Annotated in this window: 11 protein-coding genes; 5 read left to right on the plus strand and 6 right to left on the minus strand. The window is 60.4% G+C overall.

What is annotated here, in order from left to right; translation table 11 throughout:
* Positions 1 to 11 precede the first annotated feature (11 nt).
* The 3 genes from AC0NIE_RS31920 to AC0NIE_RS31930 form a co-directional block, all read right to left on the minus strand.
* Positions 12 to 7,187, minus strand: coding sequence for a Ulp1 family isopeptidase (locus AC0NIE_RS31920; protein WP_474045131.1), 7,176 nt, complete (start codon positions 7,185 to 7,187; stop codon positions 12 to 14).
* A gap of 75 nt (positions 7,188 to 7,262) precedes the next feature.
* The gene (gene virD4 / locus AC0NIE_RS31925) at positions 7,263 to 9,008 is read right to left on the minus strand and encodes a type IV secretion system ATPase VirD4 (protein WP_473479334.1); all 1,746 of its coding nucleotides are present in this window, start codon (positions 9,006 to 9,008) and stop codon (positions 7,263 to 7,265) included.
* 245 nt (positions 9,009 to 9,253) lie between these two features.
* Positions 9,254 to 10,027: a hypothetical protein gene (locus AC0NIE_RS31930; protein ID WP_473489001.1), complete on the minus strand. Its 774-nt coding sequence runs from the start codon at positions 10,025 to 10,027 to the stop codon at positions 9,254 to 9,256.
* A 2,612-nt stretch (positions 10,028 to 12,639) separates the two neighbouring features.
* On the opposite strand from AC0NIE_RS31930, the gene AC0NIE_RS31935 reads away from it, so the two are divergent.
* Positions 12,640 to 15,462, plus strand: coding sequence for a xanthine dehydrogenase family protein molybdopterin-binding subunit (locus AC0NIE_RS31935; RefSeq protein ID WP_473489000.1), 2,823 nt, complete (start codon positions 12,640 to 12,642; stop codon positions 15,460 to 15,462).
* Positions 15,463 to 15,485: 23 nt separating this feature from the next.
* Positions 15,486 to 16,004, plus strand: a complete 519-nt coding sequence (locus AC0NIE_RS31940) for a (2Fe-2S)-binding protein (protein WP_473489007.1) — start codon at positions 15,486 to 15,488, stop codon at positions 16,002 to 16,004.
* 252 nt (positions 16,005 to 16,256) lie between these two features.
* Here the strand turns inward: AC0NIE_RS31940 and AC0NIE_RS31945 are convergent, their stop codons facing one another.
* Together AC0NIE_RS31945 and AC0NIE_RS31950 are read right to left on the minus strand one after the other, a co-directional pair.
* Positions 16,257 to 16,853, minus strand: a complete 597-nt coding sequence (locus AC0NIE_RS31945; RefSeq protein ID WP_473488999.1) for a DUF6088 family protein — start codon at positions 16,851 to 16,853, stop codon at positions 16,257 to 16,259.
* A 405-nt stretch (positions 16,854 to 17,258) separates the two neighbouring features.
* Positions 17,259 to 17,603 (minus strand): hypothetical protein, encoded by a 345-nt coding sequence (locus AC0NIE_RS31950; protein ID WP_473488998.1) that lies wholly within the window; start codon positions 17,601 to 17,603, stop codon positions 17,259 to 17,261.
* A 783-nt stretch (positions 17,604 to 18,386) separates the two neighbouring features.
* On the opposite strand from AC0NIE_RS31950, the gene AC0NIE_RS31955 reads away from it, so the two are divergent.
* Positions 18,387 to 18,716, plus strand: coding sequence for a helix-turn-helix domain-containing protein (locus tag AC0NIE_RS31955; protein ID WP_473479318.1), 330 nt, complete (start codon positions 18,387 to 18,389; stop codon positions 18,714 to 18,716).
* Positions 18,717 to 19,100: 384 nt separating this feature from the next.
* Here the strand turns inward: AC0NIE_RS31955 and AC0NIE_RS31960 are convergent, their stop codons facing one another.
* A complete protein-coding gene (locus tag AC0NIE_RS31960; protein WP_473488997.1) occupies positions 19,101 to 19,394 on the minus strand; it encodes a hypothetical protein in 294 nt (97 codons plus the stop codon).
* A 612-nt stretch (positions 19,395 to 20,006) separates the two neighbouring features.
* Between AC0NIE_RS31960 and AC0NIE_RS31965 the strand changes: the two genes are divergently transcribed.
* Positions 20,007 to 20,915 carry a BRCT domain-containing protein gene (locus tag AC0NIE_RS31965; RefSeq protein WP_473488996.1) on the plus strand — a complete coding sequence of 303 codons (909 nt, stop codon included), beginning with the start codon at positions 20,007 to 20,009 and terminating at the stop codon, positions 20,913 to 20,915.
* Positions 20,916 to 21,189: 274 nt separating this feature from the next.
* Positions 21,190 to 21,396 (plus strand): hypothetical protein, encoded by a 207-nt coding sequence (locus AC0NIE_RS31970; protein ID WP_473489006.1) that lies wholly within the window; start codon positions 21,190 to 21,192, stop codon positions 21,394 to 21,396.
* The last annotated feature ends 49 nt before the right edge of the window (positions 21,397 to 21,445 follow it).

Below are 21,445 nucleotides of genomic sequence, written 5' to 3' on the forward strand. Positions count from 1 at the left end.
AGCCATGGAGCTCAACGCCCCGCGTCGGAGCGCTCTCTGCTTCTGAAGGAAGCCATTAGGTCCGCTCGGGCTTGATCGGAGGGGCTGATGGACGTCGTGGTTGCTTCGCTCGGCTGCCGCCCCATGGCGAGGCTTTGCGGATTATCAGTCCTCTGCCTCTTCGCCGGTCTCAACAGCGCTGTGTAATGTTCAGTGTTGATGATGACGCCCCCGGTGTTGCTCCTGTCAAGTGTACTCGTCAGCTCGTCCTGCGCCTCGCGCGACTTGCTCAAGTGCCGTTCAAACGGCGCTGGCGCGACTTGTCGGGCTTGCTGCTCTTGCAAGACGGCGTGTTGCACCCGCGACCCGGCTGCTGCAAAAGCATCGGCGGGGATTGCGGCAAGCTCGTGCGGCAAGCGGCCGTGCCTCAGTCGGTTTTGCAGCGCCTGCCGATCGGGGACGAGGTAGTCGAGGTGCAGCGGCAGCTGCGGGACTGGCCGTTCTTCATTCGCCAACCGAAGAACCAGCTCGCGCGTGCCATCCACCACGAAGACGCCGCAATCAACACCGTTGTTCTGCTGCGCCATGACGGGTGTCACCAGGGTGGTCGCGTCCAGTCTTGTTGCGAGCTCTATTGCAGGCGCGTTGTTGTATCCCCGTCCATAGCTCTGATGGATGGAGTCGTAGTGATAGGCGACCGTTCTTTCCGGGTCGCGGCGATCAACGAGCAGCAGCGACCAATGCTCAGTGCGTCCCTCGTTCTCCGCCGTAGCCATAGGATTGCCACTGTTCACCGGCAGGAACACGAAGTCGGCTGGGGCGTCGTTTTGATGGTAGATCGACAGCAACCTACCTTGCACGTCCCCGTCGTGACGGCGCAGTTGCTGGGAGACCAAGGGATCCACCAGCCTTGTTCGGGCGGCGAGCGCTGGGTGGGCCGCCTGCAGGTACTGCTCCAGCAACTGGTAATCCCTGTGGATATGGACGTCGTCCAGCAGGTCGGTGGCCCCGAGAACCGCCCCCCGGGGGAGGTTAGACGAGCCTGACGGAAGCGTTCCGATCCGTGCATCGGAAGAGGTGGTCAGATCGATTAACGGAACACCGCGATAGGTGTCTGACAGCCTCGCGGTCGCTGGCGAGACGGGTCCTGGAGCCCTTGCCGGTACTGCTGCCGCTGCAGATGCACTCATCGGACCGCGATCGACGAGCCAAAAGTCGTTGCGCCCTTCTGGCCTCTCGGCGGCGTAGCCCTGACCTTTAATCTCGTAGTTCCATTGCGGCTTTTCCGCATCCGGCACGAGGTCATGGCGGTCCAAGAAAGAGAGCATCGCGTCTGGGGCGTGTTGAGTCCCATGGGGAAAGCCTTTGGGGACGGTGAATGAGACGTTTATGGAGTTCTCGATCGTAGCGGGGGGTGCCTCAGACCTTGCGAAGGGCGCGGCCTCCGCATGCAGCCTTCCGATGTATTCGGACCTTGTCCCTTGAACCGATAGCCCTTCCAATGGCAACTGCTGCCTGGGAGGCTGCATCGGCACGCGGCCGGCTGAATTGCCGATTTCGCTCAGCGGCGGCTGAATGGCGGCGGCTTGCGGCGTATTCAGGGCCCTCTGCCTCTCCGCTGGCCGCAACAGCGCCGTCGAATGTTCATTGTTGATGATGAACCGCTCGGGTGGCAGGAGGTTGCCCCGGTCAAGCGCATCCGGCCAGGGCCGGTGTTGGCTGGCAGCTAACGCTGGCGGGGCGGCGGCCTCAACTCCGGCGTGCCCAGAGCCGGCCGCCGCGAAAGCGTCCGTCACGCTTCTGTCTGACGCAGACTCCATATCGCGAACCCGTCCCAACGCCCAGCGGAGATTGCGGCTGCCTGGAAACCACGTCTCGGCGAATTTCATCCGTGAATCATGATCCAGCCTAGAGATCGTCAGGCCCTGACTCTCCAGCGCTTCAGAAAATCTGCGAAGACTACGACCATAGACAACACGGGAGGTTGAGGCCAAGCTGCTGTCACTGGCCACTTGTTCCAAGACCTGCGCGTCTGCCTTTGAGGGCACCGGCACTCGCCGCCGGCCAGGCGCCGAATAGCCCGGCTCATGATACGCACGCAGGACGTTCAATGCCGTCTTTATATCACCGTTTTTCGGAAAGAAAGCATCGACGTGATCGACCAGGGATTGGTGATTTTTTAGATCAGTCGCTTGGCCGCGAGCGCCGAGATCATTCGCCAATTGGCGAAGTGCAGACGTGTATATTCGGACCGTGCTCTCGCTATATTTTTGCTGAACCGCAGCGTGAGTGATCGCCCGATCAATAAGGTCCCGGTGTTCGTCGGACAGATGGGGATAGCGGGTAGCACGGGCGCCACTCGCGACAGGTTCGGCTCGGCGCGGCTCGGCCACGTGCTGCTCAAAGCCCGCTTGCCGGGCCTGGCCCGCAACCGGCAAGAGGTCATGGCGGTCCAAGGAAGAGAGCATCGCGTCTGGGACGGGTTGAGTCCCATGGGAGAAGTCTTTGGGGACGGCGAATGAGACGTTTATGGAGTTCTCGATGGCAGCGGGGGGTGCCTCAGACCTTGCGAAGGGCGCTGCCTCCGCATGCAGCCTTCCGATGTGTTCGGACCATGTCCCTTGAACAGGTACCCCTTCCAATGGCAATTCACCCAACTGCTGCATGGGGGGCTGCATCGGCACGCGGCCGCCTGAATTGCCGATTTCGCTCAGCGGCTGCTGAATGGCGGTGGCTTGCGGCGTATTCAGGGCCCTCTGCCTCTCCGCTGGCCGCAACAGCGCTGTGTAATGTTCAGTGTTGATGATGACGCCCCCGGTGTTGCTCCTGTCAAGTGTACGCGTCAGCTCGTCATGGGCCTCGCGCGACTTGCTCAAGTGCTGGTCAAACAGCGCTGGCGCGACTTGTCGGGCTTGCTGCTCTTGCAACACGGCGTGTTGCACCTGCGACCCGGCTGCTCCAAAAGCTTCCGCGGGGATTGCGGCAAGCTCGTGCGGCAAGCGGCCCTGCCTCAGTCGGTTTTGCAGCGCCTGCCGATCGGCGACGAGGTTGTCGAGGTGCAGCGGCCGCTGCCGTTCCGGCCACTCTTGGTTCGCCAATCTCTGAACCAGCGCGCGCGTGCCGTCCACCACGAAGACGCCGCAATCAACACCGTTGTTCTGCTGCGCCATGACGGGTGTCACCACGGTGGTCGCGTCCAGTCTTGCTGCGAGCTCTCGTGCAGGCGCGTCATTGTATCCCCGTCGATAGCTCTGATGGATGGAGTCGTAGTGATAGGCGACCGCTCTTTCCGGGTCGCGGCGATCTACGAGCAGCAGCGACCAATGCTCGTTGCGTCCCTCATTCTCCGCCGTAGCCATAGGATTGCCACTGTTCACCGGCAGGAACACGAAGTCGGCTGCGACGTCGTTTTGATAATAGATGGACAGCACCGTATGTTGCGCGTCCCGGTCGTGACGGCGCAGTTGCTGGGAGACCAAGGGATCCACCAGCCGCGTTCGGGCGGCGAGCGCTGGATCGGCCTGCTGCAACTGCTGCTGGAGGAATTCGTAATCCCTCTGGATATGGGCGTCGCTCAGCAGTTCGGTGGCCCCGAGCACCGCCCCCGCGGGAAGGTTGGACGAACCTGACGGAAGCGCTGCGATCTGTGCATCGGAGGAGGTGGTCAGATCGACCAACGGAACACCGCGATAGGTGTCTGACAGCCTGGCGGTCGCAGGCAAGCCGTGTGCTGGAGCCCTTGCCGGTACTGCCGCCGCTGCAGCTTCCCTCATCGCACCGCGATGGACAAGCCAAACGTCGTTGCCTCCTTCTGGCCTCCGGGCGGTGTAGCCGTGACCTTTAATCTCGTAGTTCCATTCCGGCTTGTCCGCGTCCGGCAAGAGGCCCTGGTGATCCAGGAAAGGGAGCATCGCTTCTGGGACGCGTTGAGTCCCATGGGAGAAACCTTTGGGGACGGCGAATGAGATGTTTATGAAGTCCTCGAGCGCAGCGGGGGTCGCCTCAGACCTTGCGGAGGGCGCGGCCTCCGCATGCAGCCTTCGGATATGTTCGGCCCCTGTGCCTTGAACGGGTACCCCTGCCAATGGCGATTCACCCAACTGCTGCATGGGGGGCTGCATCGGCACGCGGCCGCCTGAATTGCCGATTTCGCTCGGCGGCTGCTGAATGGCGGCGGCTTGCGGGGCCCACTGCCTCTCCGCTGGCCGCAACGGCGCCGTCGAATGTTCATTGTTGACGATGAACCGCTCGGGTGGCGGGAGGTTGCCCTGGTCAAGCGCATCCGGCGAGGGCCGGATCTGCTGTTGGCTAGCAGCTAACGCTGGCGGGGCGGCCTCAACTCCGGCGTGCCCAGAGCCGGCCGCTGCCAAAGCGTCCGCCACGATCCTGTCTGACGCGGGCTTCGCATCGCGAACCCGTCCCAACGCCAAGCGGAGATAACGATTGCCTGGAAACAACCCCTCGGCGAGTTTGATCCGCGAATCATGATTTAGCCCAGAGATCGTCTGGCCCTGACTCTCAAGCGCCTTAGAAAAATTGCGAAGATTACGACCATAGATAAGACGGGTGGTTAAGGCCAAGCTGCTGTCACTGGTCACTTGTTCCAAGACATGCGCGTCTGCCTTTGAGGGCGCCGTCACTGGCCACCGGCCAGTCGCTGAATAGCCCGGCTCATGATACGCACGCAGGACGTTCAACGCCGGCTTTATGTCCTTGTTTTGCGGAAAGAAAGTATCGACGTGATCGACCAGGGATTGGTGATTTTTTAGATCAGTCGCTTGGCCACGAGCGCCGAGATCATTCGCCAATCGGCGAAGCGCAGACGAGTATATTCCGAGCGTCGGCGCGCTATGGTGTTGCTGAGCCGCAGCGTGGGCGATCGCCTTATCAATCACGTCCCGGTGTTCGTCCGACAGATGGGGATAGCGGGTAGCAGAAGTCGCTGAATAGCCCGGCTCATGATAGGCACGGAGGGCGTTCAACGCCCTCTTTATTTCCTCCTTATTCGGAAGAAAAGCATCGACGTGATCGACCAGGGATTGGTGATTTTTTAGGTCAGTCGCTTGGCCACGAGCGCCGAGATCATTTGCCAATCGGCGAAGTGCATACCTGTATTTTAGGACCGTGCTCTCGCTATATTTTTGCTGAGCCGCAACGTGGGCGATCGCCTTATCAATAAGGTCCCGGTGTTCGTCGGAAAGATGGGGATAGCCGGTAGCACGGGCGCCACTCGCGACAGGATCGGCTCGGCGCGGCTCGGCCACGTGCGGCTCAAAGCCCGCTTGCCGGGCCTGGCCCGCATTCGGCAAGGGGTCGTGGCGGTCCACGAAAGGGAGCATCGCGTCTGGGACGCGGTGAGTCCCATGAGAGAAGCCTTTGGGGACGGCGAATGGAACGGGTGGCAGGTGGTTGCCCTGGTCAAGCGCATCCGGCCAGGGCCGGTGTTGGCTGGCAGCTAACGCTGGCGGGGCGGCGGCCTCAACTCCGGCGTGCCCAGAGCCGGCCGCTGCGAAAGCGTCCGTCACGCTTCTGTCTGACGCGGACTCCATATCGCGAACCCGTTGCAGCGCCAAGCGGAGATAGGGGTGGCCTGGAAACAACGTCTCGGCGAATTTGATCCGCGAATCGTGATCCAGCCCAGAGATCGTCTGGCCCCGACTCTCAAGCTCCTCAGAAAATCTGCGAAGACTACGACCATAGACAGCACGGGTGGTTGAGGCCAACCTGCTGTCATTGGTCACTTGTTCCAAGACATACGCGTCTGCCTTTGAGGGCACCGTCACTGGCCACCGGCCAGTCGCTGAATAGCCCGGCTCATGATAAGCACGCAGGACCTTCAACGCCGGCTTTATATCCTTAATATCATTGTTTTTCGGAAAGAAAGCATCGACGTGATCGACCAGGGATTGGTGATTTTTTAGATCAGTCGCTTGGCCGCGAGCGCCGAGATCATTCGCCAATCGGCGAAGCGCAGACGAGTATATTCGAAGCGTCTCCGCGCTATGGTGTTGCTGAGCCGCAGCGTGGCCGATCGCCTTATCAATAACGTCTCGGTGTTCGTCGGACAGATGGGGATAGCGGGTAGCAGGGGCGCCAGCAGTCGCTGAATAGCCCGGCTCATGATACGCACGCAGGACGTTCAACGCCCTCTTCATATCATCGTTTTTCGGAAAGAAAGCATCGACGTGATCGACCAGGGATTGGTGATTTTTTAGATCAGTCGCTTGGCCACGAGCGCCGAGATCATTCGCCAATCGGCGAAGTGTAGACGAGTATTTTCGGACCGTGCTCTCGCTATATTTTTGCTGAGCCGCAGCGTGGGCGATCGCCTTATCAATAACGTCCCGGTGTTCGTCGGACAGATGGGGATAGCGGGTAGCACGGGCGCCACTCGCGACAGGTTCGGCTCGGCGCGGCTCGGCCACGTGCTGCTCAAAGCTCGCTTGCCGGGCCTGGCCCGCAACCGGCAAGAGGTCATGGTGGTCCAAGGAAGAGAGCATCGCGTCTGGGGCGGGTTGAGTCCCATGGGAGAAGCCTTTGGGCACGGCGAATGAGACGTTTATGGAGTTCTCGATGGCAGCGGGGGGTGCCTCAGACCTTGCGAAGGGCGCTGCCTCCGCATGCAGCCTTCCGATGTGTTCGGACCATGTCCCTTGAACAGGTACCCCTTCCAATGGCAATTCACCCAATTGCTGCACGAGGGGCTGCATCGGCACGCGGCCGGCTGAATTGCCGATTTCGCTCAGCGGCGGCTGAATGGCGGCGGCTTGCGGCGTATTCAGGGCCCTCTGCCTCTCGGCTGGCCGCACCAGCGCTGTGTAATGTTCATCGTTGATGATCACCCACTCGGGTAGCAGGTGGTTGCCCTGGTCAAGCGCATCCGGCGAGGGCCGGATCTGCTGTTGGCTGGCAGCTAACGCTGGAGGGGCGGCGGCCTCAACTCCGGCGTGCCCAGAGCCGGCCGCTGCGAAAGCGTCCGCCACGATGCTGTTGAGGTCACCCCGTCCAGCGGGCATGCCTGGCTCGCTGAAAAGAGACGAGGCGGCTTGATCCTGCCCTCGCTCAAGCCCTGCGCTCAATTGTTCAAGTCGCAGAACCTCTTCTGGATTGGTTGGCGACTCGTCAGCTTGATTGAACAGCCTCCGGGCCTCGGCAAGGTGCTGCTCAATGCCCACTTGCCGGGCCTGGACCGCTTGCCCCTCTTCCAAGCCGGCGTCCTGCACCTGCGACAAAGCTGTTACACGGGATGGGTTACTATTTCGCGGGTCCACACTAGCCTCACATCAAACTGTATCGTCAAAGTCCTGCGCTAATCCACGCAGCGGCTCATCGAGTTGAGATTCTGCCGAGAGCCCCTCGTCTGCTATCGTCAAGGGTGCCGGCTCCGGGAGGGCGCCTGTCTGGCTTTCGAAGATGCGTTTCAGAATGCGATCCGAATAATATCGCACCTTCCTCAATTGCAATGGTGGCAGACCTTTGATGAGAACGATCTCGTACTCGTCATTAAGTAGCCGCACCTGTTCGGGACGCAACAGCGGTGCACCCTGATGTGAATTCTGGATGTTCCAATCGAACGTGCGCGCCTGGCTGTAGGAAATCGATTGGGCTTGAAACGTGTATTCACCGATAGCTTTGGAAATGTAGTTCGGAGTCTCGTCATCGGCAGTGGCCATGAACACTTGCAGGCCGGTATTGCTGAGAAAATTCTGCTTGCCAGCCTCGCCATAGGCCCCCGTCAGTGCGGAGAGGCTCTGGATGATGAGCATGAAGCGACCCTTGTAGCCCGCGATGGTCGTAATTGCGGTCTCGATCGCCTCCAGCTTACCCAAGTGCTTGAACTCATCGAGCAGAAAGAGAACCTCGTTCTTTTCATCCCGGCGGGGCAGCGACCGCTGCAGAATTGAAACGATTTGCTGAAAAAACAAGCGTATCAAAGGCGCGATCACCTCAAGATCGTTCGGACCAACACAAAGATAGATGCACGTTCTGCGACGGCGAAGATCATAGACCGAAAAGTCCGAGCGACTTGTAGCTGCCTTTACAGCGGGATCCGCCCACAAATTGAGCCCGCCATCGCCGAGCACGGAAGTGTAGGAGGTCAGGATTTTCGTGTCGTTCCCCGCCATGTCGTCGAATATGCGTTGTGCCTCTTTGTTCTGGGTCTCCATGGCGAGTCGCGCGAAGAGCTTAAACTTCTCCCCCGGCTGGGCGAAGAGATCATAGACGGCGCCGATTGTTGGCGTGCCCCGCTCGATGCAGGCAAGGATCCCCGCGACAAAGATATCTCGCGCGCCGCTGACGAAACCTTCCGCGCCCTCCCCCTTCGCCGTAATCAGGTTTGCGGCCAAGCGGCGGGCTTCGGTGAATTGCAGCTGTGGAGGCAGCGCTATAAGATCCAACAGCGGATTGTAGCAGTTTGTGCGCCGCTCCGAATCCAGCGGCGCGAATTTGAACACGTCGTCGCCTGCGGCTTTGCGCGCCCTCGAGGTGAGCTCAAAGAGCTCCCCTTTGACATCCAGAGCTATCACTGAGCCTTTGAATGTAAGTAGCGTTGGAATGACTATGCCGACGCCCTTGCCAGCGCGCGTCGGTGCAACGATGAGGCTGTGAGGCTGCTCGCCATTGGTCAGGTAGTAGCCAGGCCAGAAAGGGCCACTCGTCTTCCCAAATACCGGGCCTGTCACGCCACGGTATCGTCGCAGATATCCGGTGCGTCGCATTTCATCCACTCGAGCCCAACGAGCCGTCCCGTGGTGTTCGAGCTTGTGGCGTAATACGATCCGCTGAATCAGCAAGACGACCGCGGACGTCGAGAGCAAGATAGCTGCGCCCCGATAGAAGACGGGGGTTGCGAAACCCAGATAGAAGGGGGTCTCAAACCAAAAGGCACGGACGTCAAACGTCATCAAAGCCTCGCCGCTACCCCCGTGGCGGAACGTTGCGTACAGACTTGCCGCGCAGAAGCCCAAGGCGAGCGAGCACGCGATGCTAATGGCTATGTTTGGGGGCGTCGTTTTTGTTGAGGGCATTGTTCCATTGCCGGATTAGCCGTAGCTAGTGCTGCGCTTGCTTCAGACACCGAACCGACGTCGCGCGATGTCGCCGCTCGACAGATCGATGCCGCAGCGGGTGGTGCGATGCTTGCATCGACCACCCGAAGACGTGGTTTTTGAAAGTTACACTAAGCAGGTACGTCAACGGACAGCGAATTGGAAACGGCAAGGCCGTGAACGGAATTCGGGAGAGAAGGCGTCACTGTACCATGGCCGAGACCTCAACGGCCCGAGCGATCTCTGCTTCTGGAGGCAGCCATCAGGTCGTCTCGAGCGTGACTGAAGTCGTGGTTAATGGCCTGACCGACTAGACCACCCCGCTGCAGCTGTTCATAGGAGATTTGCGCGCTTGTCGCACGGACTGCAGCCTCAAGACCTGCTATATGGCCGTCCAGATTCGCATTCCGTTCCGCTGCTGCATACCGCGGCGGAGGCATGTTCTGCAACAGACCATGCAGGTGGGGAAGTGAGCTAGCTTGCGCCTGTTGATTTGCGTCTAATTCATGATACACGGCGATAATGGCATTTTGTGCGTTCTCCTTGACCATGTGGTGATTATGAGGATCAGCCGCCAATTCAATGGCCTGCTCAAAAATGCGGGATTTATTTGCGTCATTAAACTTACCGAAGTTTTGTGAAGCGTAAAGAGCTCCGAGAGCTTGCTCCGGTGGCTCCATGTTGCCAATGCGATTAACAACAGCATCTTGCATCTGTGGCGTTATGTAATTGGCTATACTACTGACCGCTCTGACTTGCTCCAATGCGACGTTATCCGGCTGGTACCCCAATCCGTCTGTCAATTTCCGGGCCAGCTCCATGGCTGATTGTCCGAGCTGATTGGCCCGCCTTTCAAATTTCGCGAGGTCAGTTTCTGGCCCGGGTTGAGTGCCCCGAACGGCTGTCCGCGCTTGCGTCCCGAGGTCTTTGAAGCCCCCAAGATTTCGCGCTGTATCGCGCGGGTTAGCGGTTACCAGCCGTTCTGCAACATCGCTCAATGGCCCCTCTGGAAGGTCCAGGAGGCCACTGCGTCTTCCCCCGCCTTGGGATGAACTTGCAGCTGCGCGTGCCCGTTTGTTATCGCGATCCATTGCTCGGTCTCCAAAGTCGCTATTCTACCCAATGAGGTTACCACCAAAGCTTGACCTGCTGAACCGATATGATGTTACAGTTGTAGTCTGGCAGAGGGTTCCCAGCTCTGTGGGTCTGCCAAGAGCCCGCCTGAGCCAAGGAAAATATGATGAGGCTGGCATCAAATGCGATGAGTGGGGTCTGCCCGAGGGCATGAATGGCACGCCGTCGCCGACTCTTTCACCTCCCCCTTCCGGTTCCTTGCAAGAGCCCGGCATGAGATCCCCCGCAGCAGGTTCTCCTTTGGGCGCAGGCTTGCATGCTCGACGGTTTCGATGAGGACCATCGCCCACTCCGGCTGATCAGCCGCGGCCGAGCTGTCGTGCTCCCTCGGCAAGGAAATCAGTCGCGACCTGACCGGCAATTTGCGCCGCGCCGCGCCAATAGCATCGCTGTACCATGCCACCGCCAAGGCATTCCTGCCGCAGGCCACCCGTGGCAATCCCCCGGCCCAACCGGCGCCAGGCGAGGAGCAAAGGTCCGACGGCAAAAACGCGCGCGGGCGGGCAGCACGGCATCGCGCAATGCCGCTCCGTTCTCGACGCGGCCGCCTGTCGTCTATGTGCCGCGGTCGTCAGCACCAGCCCGCGGCGAGCCAACCGTCGGCTGGGCGATCGCGACGTCTTCAATGCCTTTGTTCCGGGGTTTTCTCAACGGGAGTCGCCTGGCGCAGCCACCTCGGAAAGGACGGCATACTTCAGCGCCACCTTGACCGGGTGCAATTGCCGCGCGGCTTTGCGCCCCAACCGCATTGATGCAGGCCCGCCATCGACTAACTTGCTTTGGCTGCAATCCCCTCGACTCACAGAAACCTTTCCCCAAAGACGGTCGGTTTCTCGCGCTCCTGTCCGGGGCCAACTGTGGATGGTCCTACGATCGGGTCAAAAGAGTTCGATGGATGAGGGTGCAAGTGGCGCCGACGCGCTCTGCTTGTCAGACGCCATTGGTATTACCGCGGGAATGCAGCCATCCTGACACCATGCCTGTTTTTGGGCAATTCAACGTGTTGCGTCTTTTGCCGATGCCCCCGCCTCGTCGCCGAGTCAGCTCTGGCTTGCGTGGTCGCGACCGAAGATCCCAAGCCCTGTGGCCAGCCATGACGACAGTGTCGGCTTTGCAACAAAGTCAGAGGTCCGACCGACAAGGGCGGCTCATAAACCGCGTAATTGAAACCTTTTTCTTTTGGCACGCTCAGTGCAGCAGATGATCCTCAAACGTTGCACGGAACCGCGATACACCGAGAGGGAAATCCCAGGAATGAACACGACAGGCATCATTGCGTCGGTCGCGCTGTCGACTTTGCCTGGCTGCCAGAGGTTGGAACAGATGGACGCAGGCCTATATCGTTAGAGGCCGATCCTACAAAGCGGCATTTCACGCCCTGGGCTACCCCGATGCGGGAGAGCAAGATAGACGGTAAGCGTGTTTTCACGTGGGAAAGCCTGAGACCCGGCTGTACACGGTTCCAACATTTAATTCGACCACGACCATGGGAACAGGGAGCCGATCTACAGCCAGACCCAAGGCACAGTGACCGAAATCTACCACGATCACTGCAACATCGACGTGATCGTGGACCATCAGGCCGGTTGAGGAAACCAACTAGATGGGAGCATCGACAGCGGCGACGGGTATGCAAGCCTGCTTAGCGACCAGCATTAGGTTGCTACTTTGAAGGAGCCTCTCACAACGGCATCGTGGAGCCGGCCAGAGTTGCCACTCGCCTGAAGCCGAGGCGCGCCTCAAACCATTGTTGCTGTGCAGGTCTTTGCCGCGCTGTGCAAGTTGGGAGACCACGCATCAATGAAGCGGATCAGCTTGCTTCTGTTGAGCGCATTGGGGCTCGACTTGAGTCCCTCAAGAAGTGGTTCGATCCGGCACTGACCCTCGGGCGGGGGGGCTTGTTTGAGCCGGTGCCGGACCGAACCGTCTCAGGCAACGCCGGCTATGTCGTGGGAAGTTGTGGCAGCTTCGTGGCCAAACCGTGCCGGTAATGTGTCGCAGATTCACCGATTCCAACACGCGCATTGCAAACGTGACTGGACGTTTCGGGAACCGCGCCGCTGCTGGGTTTGGCGGGAGCTCTGCAGGTGGCGGCCACTCTTGGCTGTGAAAATAGCCGCCCGATCACGTGGCACGGATGCAGGAAGGGAAAGATCACAATGTCGATTCCGCGTGGTGAAAGGGGACACACCACCGCAAGCCAGCCGGCGTCGCCCGACCACATCGAGCTCGACCATCTCCTTCGGAAGGGCTCACAACAGAGGACATGTCTATCAGGACATTCGGATGCGAAGCAGAAGTCATGCGCTTCAATCTTGCGGACTGACGCAAAGGCCCGGCGATTTTTCATGACCGGGCAAGGCCGTTCCGTTTGTCGGCGATGCCGGAATGGCGAAATGGCCCCGAGTCGGGAGTACATAGGTGAGGCGAGCCGGCCGGGTGTGGGGTCGGGCTCTCGGCCGTTCGGGGAGACGGCATGAGCGGCAGGGTTTCGCGGCGCCAGTTCATCGCAGCGGCGGCTGGCGCGGGGATCGCCGTCAAGATCGGTTTTCTGGGCCGGCCCGCTGCGCCCATTGCCAATTCTCCCGGCAGTTCACCAAACTGGATCGGACCGGACGGTCGGCCGCGTTTTCGGATGGACGCCGTGGCCAAGGTCACCGGGGAAAAGACCTTCACCCGCGATTTTCGCGCCCGTGACATTACGGGCTGGCCGCAGCAACAGAGCCACGCCTTCCTGATCCGCGGCACCCGGGCCGACGCCCCGTTGGACGGGCTGGACCTCTCACTGCTGGGCGAAGGTCTCAAGCCCGACCGATTGATAGTCGGCGAAGACCTTGTGCGCGATGGTCTTGCGCCGCCGGAAACGACGGCTCCCGGCTTCTATGGCGACATGTTCCTGGTGCCGAAGGGGCGCATTCCGCGCCTGCTCGGTCAGCCAGTCGCGCTCTTGATCTACAAGGATTTCGCGCGGTTCGACGCGGCCAAGCGGTTGGTCCGTTTCGCCAAGGGCATCGTGCGCTGGGGCGCGGTCGGCGGCTACGAAACGCCACCTCATTACGGCGCCAGCCGGTTCGTGCGCATCGGCGGTACGATATCGGATGAAACCGCTCCGCTCGAAGGCACCACCATCTACGGCAGTTTCGACGGCGATCAGGTCGTCTGGCCGAAGCCGGATCAGAGCGGCGATGCGGCGGCCCGCGCCATGTGGGCGGCGGGCGAGATCGAGCGTGAGATCACGGCTGCCGGCGACGACGCATTGGTCCTGAAGCGAAGCTATTTCTCGCAGTCGACCGACGCCTGCGCGATGGAAGCCGACAATGGCAATGTCTGGTTCGAGCCGGGCAGTTCGACCCTGCACGCACTCATCGCGACCCAATCGCCTTATGAGGTGGCGACCTCGACGTTGGAAATGCTGTCGAAATCGCGGTTCGCGGTGAAGGCGCTCGACCTTTCGATCGGTTACACGGTCGGATACGGTACCAAGGATCATTCGATCTTTCCCTACTACGCCATCCTGGCAGGCCTCTATGGCGACGGGCGGCCGGTGCGTCTTGCCAACGATCGGTTCGAGCAGTTCCAGATGGGGTTGAAGCGCCATGCCTTCTGGATGGAGAACACGCTTGTCGTGGATCGCTCCACGCACGCTTTCCGCATCATGAAAGGCAACCATCGCACGGATGCCGGAGGACGGCGCAATTTCTCGCCCGACGTTGGCAAGGTCGGGGCCAGCGCGGCGCAGAGCATCTATTATCTGCCGAAGAGCGATTTCTCGGTCGAGGTCCGCGCTTCACGCGCTGTCGATGCTGGCTCGACGCGCGGTTACGGAACGCTGCAGACCATGGCCGCTACCGAGATGATGGTCGATGAGGCGGCCGAACTGCTCGGCATCGATCCGATCGAGCTTCGCCTCAAGAACGCGTTGAAGACCGGCATGAAGAACTCGCAGGGCGCCATTGCCGGCGAGGCGCTAAGGACCGAGGAGGTCTTGAAGCGGGCCCGTGCCCATCCATTGTGGAGGGATCGCGCTGCGAACAAAGCGGCGTTCGATACCGCCAATCCGGGTAAGTGCTATGGCATCGGTTTCGCGCAGGTGCAGAAGGATTACGGCACCGGAGCCGAGGCAGCGGTGACCACGCTGTCATTCGATCCGTCCGGCCGGCTCACAATGCGCCAGAACGGGAATGATATCGGCACGGGCCTGACCACCTCTCAGGCGGTGATGGTCGCCGACATCATCGGCCGGGTGCCGCACGACTATGCCTTCGGAATCGTCGACTGGCCCGAGATGCCTCTCGTCTCCACCGAGGAGCCCTATACGACGCCGCAGGACAGGGAGGACGCGCTGGCACGCAATCCGCGCTGGACGCCCTCGTTTATTTCACCGATGAGCGCCTCAAACAGCGCCTATTTCGTCGGCCACGCCACGCGGACGGCGGCGCGGGCGCTGCTGCGCCTGTCGCTCTGGCCGGCTGCGGTCGCGCTCTGGTCGAGTGGACCGGGCGGCGGGCGGGCGGGGCCGCTCGCTGTCGACATGGCGGACGTGCGGATCGCAGATGGCAAATTGACGGCTGGAGGGATGGAGCCGCTCGCACTGGAACAACTCGCGGCGGCGGCGCACAGGCTCGGCCTGGTCACGGGAGTCAGCGTCCATGTGTTCAACCGCTGGCAATGGGCCGAGGCGGTGTTCGATGTGCCGAACGTCGGCGCCGTCCGCTTGCCGGTCGACGCGCTTTCGGTCTGCTATGGCCAAAGCGCGCCGGCTGGTTTGAAGGCGCTGATGACCTGCGGCGGCTTCCATTTTCTCGACCGGCGCCAGGTCTTCTATCCGCCGGTAAAGCGCCAGAACGCCGCCGGCACCTGTTACACGGGCGTAGCGACGATCGCCGAAATCGCAGTGGACACCGCCTCAGGCGACGTGAAGCTCCTTGCACATCATTCCATCCTCGAATGCGGCACTCAAATCGTGCCGGAACTCGTCTCGGGTCAGCTCCAAGGCGGCCTGGCTATGGGCGTCGGCCACGCCCTGCTCGAGGAATTGCCGCTCTATGAGGACGGTCCCGGCGACGGGACGTGGAACTGGAACCGGTATCGCCTGCCGCATGCCAGGGATGTCGCGGTCTGGACACAGACATCGGAGGTGTTGGCGCCGCTTTCCGAAATCGACCCACCAAAGGGAATGGCTGAGGTCGTGATGATCGCGATCGTTCCGGCGATCGTCAATGCCGTCAACCACGCCATCGGCAAGCGTTTTTATCAAACGCCGATCACGCCGGAAAGGATTTTGGAGGCCCTCCCGTGACCGTCGCCACGCGACCACTTTCGATGACCGTCAACGATCGCAAGGTCGGCCCGGTCGACGTACCCGACGATCTGATGATGATCGACTTCCTGCACGAATATCTCAACCTCACGGGCTCGCGGCTTGGCTGCGGCCAAGGCATCTGCCACGCCTGCGCGATCATTCTCGATGGGCCGGCAGGAAATTCTAGCGAGATGCGGAGCTGCATCACCGGAGCGCATTTCTTCGAGGGCAAGTCCGTCCGCACCATCGAAGCGCATGCCAAACGCGACGCGAATGGCGATGTCGTCCGGCTCTCGGCGATTCAGCAGGCCTTCGTCGAACGTTTTTCGTTCCAGTGCGGCTATTGCACGCCGGGCTTTGTCACCGGTGCAACCGTGCTGGTTGAGCATCTCAAAGAGAAGCCGGTCCGTAGGGCGGATGTCGAACGCACGATCGAGCAGGCGCTTGCGCCGCACATTTGTCGTTGCACCGGTTATGTCCGTTATTATGAGGCGGTCCGTCACGTGATCCTGAGCACGCCCGGCCTGGTACAGGGCTGAGGTCCGGCGATGAGGCGTTCCTGGATATTTGGCCTGCGGCAAACATCAGGTCGACGTGCAGCCAATACGGGCGTTTCTGTTTCCGGCACCTGGGCGTGTTCCTTTTGCTTGCCGCGGTACGGTCAAATAGTTCTCGTCCGTGCCTGCGCTTGCGCGGCACGCCTCGCAAGAATATGCGGCTCGCGTCCCAATGTTGCCGAAGCGGTCCAGAAGAGCGTCTCTTCTTGGCCCCGTTTCAAATCGAAGAACGGTTCACCGCTCATTTTCTGCTTTCGAGATCGCCGCATGGACCCAAGCTGGCACTTTCCCCTTGAGGGCGACTACGCGAGTCCATTCCTCGGGTGTCAGTCTGTTCTTGAGCAACTTCGCGTAGTGGACACCGTTAGCTCGGCCAAGGTGCGCGATTGCCCGGATGGCTTCGCCCGACCTGTTCTTTGGCAGGCTCGTGATCCAGGCGGGCGCGTGCTTGAGGCGTATTGTGCAGCGGCCAAGTTTCAGGTTCTTCGACTTTCCGGTCGTGAGAAAGACTGTTTGAACCGGAACTTGTGTCGTCAGGCCGAGCTGGTTCGCCGCCGTAGCACCGGTATTGACGACCTTCTCACCTGACAAGGAAGCGTACGACTTCACGACGGCTTCCGCTTCCGGCAGCACATATCCATACGGCGTCTTCCTGTAGGGCGTGTACATTCCCCTGTAGACGCGCGCCAGTTCGCCCTTTTTGGCAAGTCTGCTCAGAGCTTGATCGGCTGCCGCAGGGTTTCCAGAGCCAACGAATTCCTTCGAAGTGAGCAAAGCACCTTCCTTGGCTCTTTTCGTACGCATTTGAACCGCCCGCGTGACCCCTTCCATGGCATCAGCTCCTGTCAGAGAGAAGATTCGAGTTCTGACCGAATTGTCTCTTATCGTATTGATTAGAAAGAACAGTTCAAGATCGGCTATGGCCAAATCTGGACGCTATATCCCATCCAAATTATGACGCGGCCTGCCTGTGCATAACCGGAAGTCTGCATTGAGCTTTTTTGGAACGGGATCAAGGCTGCCGCAGGTCTTGGGGCCGTCCTGCGTGGACGAATGAGGCATCCCGGGTCGGGCGACTGCCGAAGATGGCTGGATTCATTGCCGCCTTCGCCCGGAACTTCAGGCCCGACGAGGGTTGCCGATGATCGGCAGCTCCATGTCGGGGCCGCGGCTCAAGGTTTTTGGGAATCAAATCGCGACCATCTTACGGCCGCACCAAAGTCGAAATCGGCCAATTCAGAATCCGAGCTTCAGCGTCGGATCCACAGTTCCGCGTGTTTTCCTGAAGGTCTCGCCGAAGTCGTCTTCCAGAGCCACATTGGCCAACGCAAATTCGACGAGCTCGGCATCAGATGTCAATCCGGTTCGAGCTTTGGCCATCTTAATGAGATCAGCACTCACCCGTCCCGCAATCCTGCCGTCCTTCTCAGCGCGCAGGCCGGATTCTTCCGCCCTCTGCAGGACGGCGTTAATCCTGGCCAAGCGATGCATCTGCAATTTCTCAGCCAGTTTGGGAAGGGTTCTCGTTCGCTTGCCCACGGATTCTTGGCCGCGACGCATACGTACAGCTGTCTTCGTCATCGGGATTTCCGCAGGTTCCGTTTAACAAAAATCGATTTTAGCAACATAGCAGTCAAGGTGTTTTTTCAAATACCCAAAAATAAAACGGTTGTTGGCGGCCCCGGAGTTGCGTTGCTGAAGCTCTCCGAAGGGAGGGATGCCACGGCTGCAACCGACCCGTTGGCGGGGTCCACTCGGAGCACCAGGTCGTAGGCGCTCCCGGGCCAAGCTCGCAGCGGGAGTTTTCACCTCGTCCGAGCGGCCCGGCAGCGCCAAGTTGGCACGATTCGGGAGTGCTAGCACCGCGCCAATTCGAAGACCGGTGCGGCCTTGACCCTCGCCAGCACCTGACATACTTTCTATAAGCAATTTGCGTAGGGAACGCGTGTGCAGCCCGATGATATCGAACTCATTGTGGACGCTGAAATTTCGGAGACCCATGCCTCCTCTTTGATGTCGTCACGCCCGATGGCGTGCTTCAGCTATTGGGGGACGTGGAGATGGGCAGCAACCATCTTGTTGTCCGTGACCTCCATATTGGAGGCGATGCCCAGGTCCAATGGGGTTGGTCCAAATTGCGCAAGCTCGATCGAGTGATCGCGGAGAAGCTTAATGTCGACTACATCGAAGTTCATGGAGCGGTTCGGACAACGGGTGCGAACCCGGGACGTCGTCCAGGTGTCGTCAGGCTCTCCCGTCCGGCTGAGCCTCAGCTTTCTACACGGCGCGAATACTCCTGAGGCTGCTAGGGTTCTCGTCAGGAGACAGCTGCCGCTGAGGACGGCCCATGCGGTCCTCACGGAGATGGTCGATCAGGGCAAGGCGTTCGTGACTGTTCCTTGCGTCGACGACCTGCGGGCACTGAAGGACGAACTCTCGTCCGCAGGAGTGATCGCGAAGGTTCATGCGCCGCGGCCGATAAGCGTTCGCGAAGTTCGGGATAGCACCAAGCTGTCCCAGGAGGCGTTCGCCGTGAGGTATGGCCTCGATCTGGCAACGCTTCGAAACTGGGAGCAAGGTCGCTCGGAACCGGATGCAGCGGCGAATACTCTGCTTTGGACCATCGCCCGGAATCCGGAGGCAGTCGAAAAATCGCTCGACATGGAGGACGAAGTGGCGGCGCCGTCTCCCTAGTAGTCTAAGTCTTGGGGAGAGGCCGTCGGAACGGCCACTCCATCGCGCGGCTACTCGGCATGCCAATGAACTCTAACCCGACCGCGCTTTGCTCCATCGTGGGCATATCCCAATCAGATCCGCAAACTGCAGCACGACCTTTCGAGACGCACGGAGCACGCCCTGGAGGCGGGCCTGCGCCTTCGCGCGAAGACGGCCAAGCATCTCCAGTCCCTTAGCCAGAACCGGAATATCTCGTCACCGCTACGGCCCGGAACTGGCCGCCACCGCCTCCCAGATAAACCGGCTCACCGCCACCCTTGAAGAGGTGGCGGCAAAGGTCACTGCATTGATCGCGCTGCCCGCGAGATTGCAGCAGGCAGATCGAACTGCCTCCGGGGAGGTTCACGGCCGGGATTCAGCGGCCTCCTCGTCTGCTGCGACAGTTAATCCAATGACATGATGCACCAGGAACACGTCGACGAGGTACGCAGCCTCGTTCCGTGAAATCGGCAACATGTCTGCCGTGATTTCATTATCGATATAGGACTCGGCGTCCCAAAGGGTGCGAGTCAGCTTCTCGTTGGCCGGCTGAATCCGCTCAATGACCCTTTCGAACGCGGCGTTGGCGGCCTCGATAAGCACAGTACGGTCGGCCCCGGCGACTGGCAGGGACGCAATAACGGCATGGGAATCCATGACGAACGTTTCCTTCAGGAGTGGCGGTCTCTTGCCTCAGCATTTCGGTCGCCATGCCGACGCTGATTCTTGCTGGGGTGGCTCGTCGAAGCGCCAGGCGCCACCTTGTACTCACATGCGCAGCCGCAGGATACGCGAGAATTCGGCAGATGCAATCAAAGGTGACAAGCACGGCAGCGCCAGGGACAGAACAGTGTCGGCATAGTGGGCGAAAGGCGGTCTCCGAGCTTTAGGTTCCCGCACGAAGCGGCCTGGAACCCAAGCCTGATCCCCGGAGCCGCCGTCGCGCGTCCCGTCAAGCGCAGGCGCGCGCACTCCGCAAGGGCTTGAGCGGAGCGTCCCTTGAGGACGAGCACGGCTGCGCGAGGGACAGAGCGCGTCGGAGGCGGACCGGGTTCAGGCGGCCTGATCCTTGGTGAGTCCAGAGCGTCTTCTTTGGTCGGCCGCTCGGCGAAACGCTGTTCCTGGGGGTGGCAACCTGGCCCTACCATTTCGAAAGCAAGGAGCTAAGGGGATTAAGCCTTCCGGTTTCGGCACGCGTTCTCTAGTCGGCGGATAGATGAGTGTTGTGATGTCTGCTACAATCGAAAAGTAGCGTCAGGGGGGGCGACAATGGTTGAAGTGTTCCGCGGAAGGAGCGGTAAACTCGAACACGAAGGGGCCGCGCTCGGCAGAGTCCATGCGCAGGCAAATCACCGCAAGGCGTTGGGGTACTGGCTCGGGTTCTTGAAGGGCGTGATGGCCAGCGAGCGGGTCGAGCGGGCGGAGATGCCGCCACTCAGGGTCGAAGCTGAGCAGTTCCTGTCCCTTCTTCACGACGATGATGCTGCCGAGCTCATCCGCGATCTGGACATTTGGGGTAACGCGCCCGAAGAGATCTACGCCGTCCTTGAAACGATAATCGGCATACGCTCACGGGAGTTTGTCGCCGCTGACGACAAGGACGAAGTCAACGAGTTCTACGGATTCTGTGCCGGTATCGCCTGCGACAACTCCATCACGCCAGCAGAGGTCGAAAAACTGCTGTCCAAGTTGGACTCGAGTGTGGTCCTGCGCAGAGACAGCCGCGTGGCATCTCTCGGAGAAACTGCCAGAAGGTCTTTTGCTGACGGTCGCATAACCGCCGACGAGGCAGAAGACATATGCGGGTGGATTGCCCGTCTTGTCGGCGACAGCGCGACAGACACGGGGCTGCCTACCTTCGGCAATGTGGGTGTCATTGACGGCGCCTTGGAGGATGCAAGCCAGTTCGTGATTCCGAGCCGGATGTTCGTCCTCACGGGAAAATTCGCCATCGGCCCGCGAAAGGCAGTCGCTGCGATGATTTGCGAACGCGGCGGTGATTGGAAGGACACCGTCTGCGGCCAGACCGACTACCTCATCGTCGCGGCCGAAGCGTCTCGGGACTGGAAGCACAGCCACGAAGGCACGAAGATCATAAGGGCAATGGAGCTTCGCGAAAAGGGAGGTCGGCCGCATCTGGTTCTTGAACCGATGCTGGCCAAAGCGTTGGGTTTCTGACCGCCTCCATCCGGCAAAGGGAAAACCTATTATCTTGGAGGTGCAGCTTCAGAGCCTGGTCGCGTCGGAAGCGCGGAGCCTGAACACCTGGGCCTTAGTGAATCCTGATACGTGTGGGTGGTCTGGGCGCTCGCCGCCCTTTTCTGACAGTTTTTTAAGGCGAGCAGCGGCGGCACCTGCACGAACAGTATCTCCCGGAGGATCGCGGCACCGTCGTGCTTCATTGGTTCGACGTGCGGCAACGCTCGGCTGCTATTTCTCCCTCAATGCCGAGATGACGCGTTCGGATCGCGGCCGCTCTCTCGTCTGCGACTTGCCCATCGATCGGATACTGACGGAGACAGACGGCCCTTTCCTCAGGTCGACGGTCGTCCCAGCGAGCTCCGCTGACGTGAAAACACGGTCGCCGCGATCGCCGACGTCCGCAGGGTCCCGGTCGAGGCCGTCACGGCGGCAAGATAGGACCTTCGTTCTCTATTGAGATGAGATCTCAATGGGCTAGATAAATTGTAATCTTCGTGCTACATAAC

It is taken from the genome of Mesorhizobium sp. WSM4842, assembly GCF_055901575.1.